Below are 5263 nucleotides of genomic sequence, written 5' to 3' on the forward strand. Positions count from 1 at the left end.
GGAACTGGTCTATATCGGGCGTACCGATTTCCAGGTGAAGTTGCGTGGTCTGCGGATCGAGCTCGGTGAGATCGAGGCTGCGTTGTTGGACCAGCCGGAGGTGGCGCAGGCCGTCGTCGTGGTCCACAACGATCCCCACACCGGGGATCAGTTGGTGGCCTACGTCGTCGGCGACGACGTGGACACCGCGGCGCTGCGTGAGTCGCTCGCCGGGCGTCTGCCGTCCTACATGGTGCCCACGGCGTTCGTCGTACTCGAGGCGATGCCGCTGAACGCCAGCGGCAAGCTGGACCGTCGTGCGCTGCCCGCGCCGACCATCGACGTCGATCGTGGCGAGTTCGTCGCGCCGCGCGGACCCGTCGAGGAGACGATCGCCGGTATCTATGCCGAGCTCGTCGGCCTCGACCGGGTCGGCGCCACCGACGGGTTCTTCGACCTCGGTGGCAACTCGCTGGTCGCCACCAGGGCGGTCGCGCGGATCAACGCCGCCCTCGGCACGGACCTCGGCGTCCGGGAGATCTTCGACGCCCCGACCGTCGCGGCCCTGGCCCAGCGTGCGGAGGCCGCGGTCGGCGCCACCCAGGTGCCGCTCGTGCCGCAGCCGCGACCCGACCGCATCCCGCTGTCGCTCGCCCAGCAGCGCATGTGGTTCCTCAACCAGTTCGACAAGCGGTCCGCGGCCTACAACATCCCGCTCGCGGTCCGGATGACCGGCCGCCTGGACGTCGACGCCCTGGCGGCGGCCGTCCGCGACGTCGTCGGGCGCCACGAGTCGCTGCGCACCGTGTTCCCCGGCTCGCCCGACGGGCCGCATCAGGTGATCGTCGGCGTCGACGACGTGATCGGGGAGCTCGCCCCGATCGATCTCGATGAGAGCGGGATCGCCTCGGTGATCCGTGACTTCGTGATGGAACCGTTCGACGTGGCGCAACGGGTGCCGTTGCGTGTCGCGCTGTACCGGCTCTCCGAACAGGACCATGTCCTGGCGTTCGTCGTGCACCACATCTCCGGCGACGGCGTGTCGACCGGGCCGCTGGCGCGCGACGTGATGGTCGCCTACATGGCGCGTTCGGCCGGTGAGGAACCCGCGTGGGAGCCGTTGCCGGTGCAGTACGCCGACTTCACGCTGTGGCAGCGCGAGGTCCTGGGGGAGGAGACCGACCCCGAGTCGATCGCCGCGCGCCAGGCGCAGTACTGGACCAAGGCGCTCGCCGGGCTGCCCGATGTGCTCGCCCTGCCCACCGACCGGCCCCGCCCGGCGCACCGCGACCAGGTCGGTGCGACCGTCTCGATCACTGTCGACGAGTCCGTCCACCGGGCGTTGCGCGAGCTCGCGGCGCAACGCGGCGCGACGCTGTTCATGGTGATGCACTCCGCGCTCGCGGCGCTGCTGGCGCGCCTGTCGGGCACCACCGACATCGCCGTCGGCACCCCGATCGCCGGACGCGGGCGTCCCGAACTCGAGGCGCTGATCGGCATGTTCGTCAACACCCTGGTGCTGCGCACCGAGGTGGAACCGGGCAACGCCTTCGACGCGCTGCTCGACCACGCCCGCGAGGTCGATCTCAACGCCTTCGCCCACGCGGACCTGCCGTTCGAACGCATCGTCGATCTGGTCCAGCCGGCCCGGTCGACCTCGCACTCGCCGCTGTTCCAGGTCGTGCTCTCCAGCGCGGAGGTCGGCCAGGAACGCTTCGAACTGCCGGGTCTCACGGTCAGCGGCATCGCCGATGACACCCACGTGGAGAAGTTCGATCTCGAGCTCTCCTACGCCGAGCAGTTCGACGAGGCGGGGCGCGCCACCGGCATGTCCCTGACCTTCGGGTACGCGACCGACATCTTCGACGAGTCGACCGTGGCGGGCTTCGCCTCGCGCATGGTGACCCTGCTGGAGTCGATCGCGGCGGAGCCGAATCGTCCGGTCGGTGACATCGTCCTGCTCGACGAGGCCGAACGGGCCGCACTGGTGCCGGTCCGCGGCAAGGCACCCGCACCCGCGCGGACCCTCGCCGACGTCTTCGGCGCCGCGGCGCAGCACGATCCGTCGGCGACCGCGGTCGTCTTCGGGGACCGGCAGCTCACCTACGCCGAACTCGACGCGCAGTCCAACCGACTCGCCCGGTTGCTCATCGAGCGGGGGGTCGGGCCGGAGAGCGCGGTTGCGCTCGGACTGTCCCGGTCGGTGGAGTCGGTGCTCGCGGTGTGGGCCGTCGCGAAGGCCGGCGGTGCGTTCCTGCCGGTCGACCCGAACTACCCGGCCGACCGCATCGCGCACATGCTGTCCGATTCGGGTGCGCGCATCGGTGTGACGCTGAGCGCGCACCGGGGTCTGCCCGCCGACGCCGTGGACTGGTTGGTCCTCGACGACTCGGAGATCGCCGCGGATCTGGCCGCACGATCGGATGCCCCGGTGACCGACTCCGAACGCCGCGCGACGCTGCGTGCCGATCACCCGGCGTACCTCATCTACACGTCCGGTTCGACCGGCGTGCCCAAGGGCGTCGTCGTGACCCACACCGGCGTCGGCGACTTCGCCGACGAACTGCGCGACCGCTGCGACGTGCGACCGGGTGCCCGGGTGCTGCACTTCGCTTCGCCGAGCTTCGACGCGTCGGTGCTCGAGTATCTGCTGGCGTTCGGTTCGGCGGCCACGTTCGTCGTCGCGCCGCCGTCGATCTACGGCGGCGCGGAACTGACCGCGTTGCTGCGCGATCAGGCCGTCACCCACGCGTTCATCACACCGGCCGCGCTGGCCTCGGTGGACGACGTCGACCTGCCGCTGCTGGAGATGATCGGTGTCGGCGGCGACGTCTGCCCGCCGGAACTGGTGGAGCGCTGGGCGCCCGGCCGTCGCATGTTCAACATGTACGGCCCGACCGAGGCGACGATCTCGGTCACCATCGACGGCCCGATGGAGCCGGGCACGCCGATCCGCATCGGTTCGCCCAACCAGGGCGTCGAGGCGCTGGTTCTCGACTCGCGCCTGCAGCCCGTTCCCGTCGGCGTGCCCGGCGAGCTGTACGTCTCGGGCCCGGCGCTGGCGCGCGGCTACCGGAACCTCGCCGGCCAGACAGCAGATCGGTTCGTGCCCAACCCGTTCGGCGAACCCGGACACCGGATGTACCGCACCGGCGATGTCGTGCGCTGGGTGGACGGCGGCCGCCTCGAATACCTCGGCCGCTCCGACTTCCAGGTCAAGGTGCGCGGCTTCCGCATCGAACTCGGCGAGGTCAGCGGCGTGCTCGCACGCCACGAGACCGTCGGGTTCGTGACCACCGAGGGCGTCACCGCGCCCCACGGCGGCACCGTGCTCGTCTCGTACGTGCTCCCCGCTACCGGCCGGACCGTCGACCAGGAGGAGTTGCGGTCGTACGCGGCGGAGTTCCTGCCCGGTTACATGGTCCCGTCGTACGTGGTGGTCCTGGACGAGGTCCCGCGCACCCCGGCCGGCAAGCTCGATCGACGTGCCCTGCCGATGCCCGAATTCGTCGGTGAGACGGACGAGTACGTGGCACCGCGGTCGCTGACCGAGGAGATCGTCGCCGGGATCTTCGCCGACGTGCTCGGTGTCGATCGGGTGAGCGTCACGTCGAGCTTCTTCGATCTGGGCGGCAACTCGCTGTCGGCGACGAAGGTCGCCGCCCGCGTCGGCGAGGCCTTCCGTGCCGACGTCGGCGTGCGCGAGCTCTTCGACGCGCCGAGCGCCGAGCAGCTCGCGGCCCGGGTCGAGAACCTCTCCGCGGCGGGTGGGCCCGCGCTCACCGCGATCGAGCGGCCGGACCGGATCCCGCTGTCGCTGGCACAGCGTCGGATGTGGTTCCTCAACCAGTTCGACACCGACAGCGCGGCCTACAACATCCCCCTGGTCGTGCGGCTGTCGGGGAACCTCGACCTCACCGCGCTCGAACTCGCGGTGTCCGATGTCGTCGCACGCCACGAGGTGCTGCGGACGGTCTACCCGTCCGACGCGCAGGGGCCGTTCCAGAAGATCTGCGCGACCGGCGACCTCGACCTGTCTCTGCCGGTCACCCCGGTCGCCGAGGAGCAGGTCGTCGAACAGGTCACCGCACTCGTGTCGCGCGGATTCGACGTCACCGCCGCACCGCCGGTGCGCATGGCGGTGCTCGAGATCTCGCCCACCGAGCACGTGCTCGTGCTGGTGATGCACCACATCGCCTCCGACGGCGCGTCGGTGGCGCCGCTGGCGCGCGACCTCATGGTCGCCTACGGCGCCCGGTCGCGTGATGGCGACGCCCCGCAGTGGTCGCCGCTGCCGGTGCAGTACGCCGACTACGCGATCTGGCAGGAGCAGCGACTCGGCTCGCTCGACGATCCGGAGTCGCTGGCGCGCAAGCAGGCCGACTTCTGGCGTGAGCAGCTCGCCGGACTGCCCGAGGTCCTCGACCTCCCGATGGACCGGCCCCGGCCCGCCGTGCAGTCGACCGCGGGCGCGGAGTACACGTTCCGCATCGACGCGCAGACCCACGAGCGCCTGCTCGACCTGGCCCGCTCACACGGTGCGAGCCTGTTCATGGTCCTGCACAGCGCCTTCGCGCTGACCCTGTCGAAGCTGTCGCGTGAGACCGACATCGCGATCGGCACCCCGGTGGCGGGTCGTGGTGAGCAGGTGCTCGACGACCTGGTCGGCATGTTCGTCAACACCCTCGTGTTGCGGACGACCATCGAACCGGAGGCGACCTTCGACTCGCTGCTCGACGCCGCGCGTGAGGTCGATCTGTCGGCGTTCACCCACGCCGACATGCCGTTCGAGCAGCTCGTCGATCTCCTCGACGTCGAACGCTCGACCGCGTACTCGCCGCTGTTCCAGGTGATGTTCACGCTGCAGAACAACGCGCAGGCGGCGTTCGAGCTGCCGGGCCTCACCGTCAGCGGTGTGCCGGCCGAGCTCGGGGTCGCCCGGTTCGATCTGCAGCTCACCGTGGCCGACGCCGCCGACGCCGCCGACGCCGCCGACGCCGACGGCTCGGCAGGACATCTCGACGCGACCTTCACGTATGCGACCGACCTGTTCGATTCCTCGACGGTGGCCGGTTTCGCGGAGATGTTCACGCGGGTGTTGTCGGCGGTCGCCGACGATCCGCAGACGGTGGTGGGCGACATCGACATCGCGGGGGCGGACGATGTTGCGGCGGTTGCGGCGGTGAATGGGACTGATCATGTGGTGGTTGGTTCCACGTTGGTGGAGTTGTTTGATGCTCAGGTTGCTCGGACGCCGGATGCGACGGCGGTGGTGTTCGAGGGT

Annotated in this window: 1 pseudogene; it reads left to right on the forward strand. The window is 70.4% G+C overall.

Annotated elements, in window-relative coordinates:
* Positions 1–4 precede the first annotated feature (4 nt).
* Positions 5–5263: pseudogene (locus ABFT43_RS22590) on the forward strand (amino acid adenylation domain-containing protein); the annotation flags it as partial.

Source organism: Gordonia aurantiaca (assembly GCF_039939235.1).
GTDB lineage: Bacteria > Actinomycetota > Actinomycetes > Mycobacteriales > Mycobacteriaceae > Gordonia.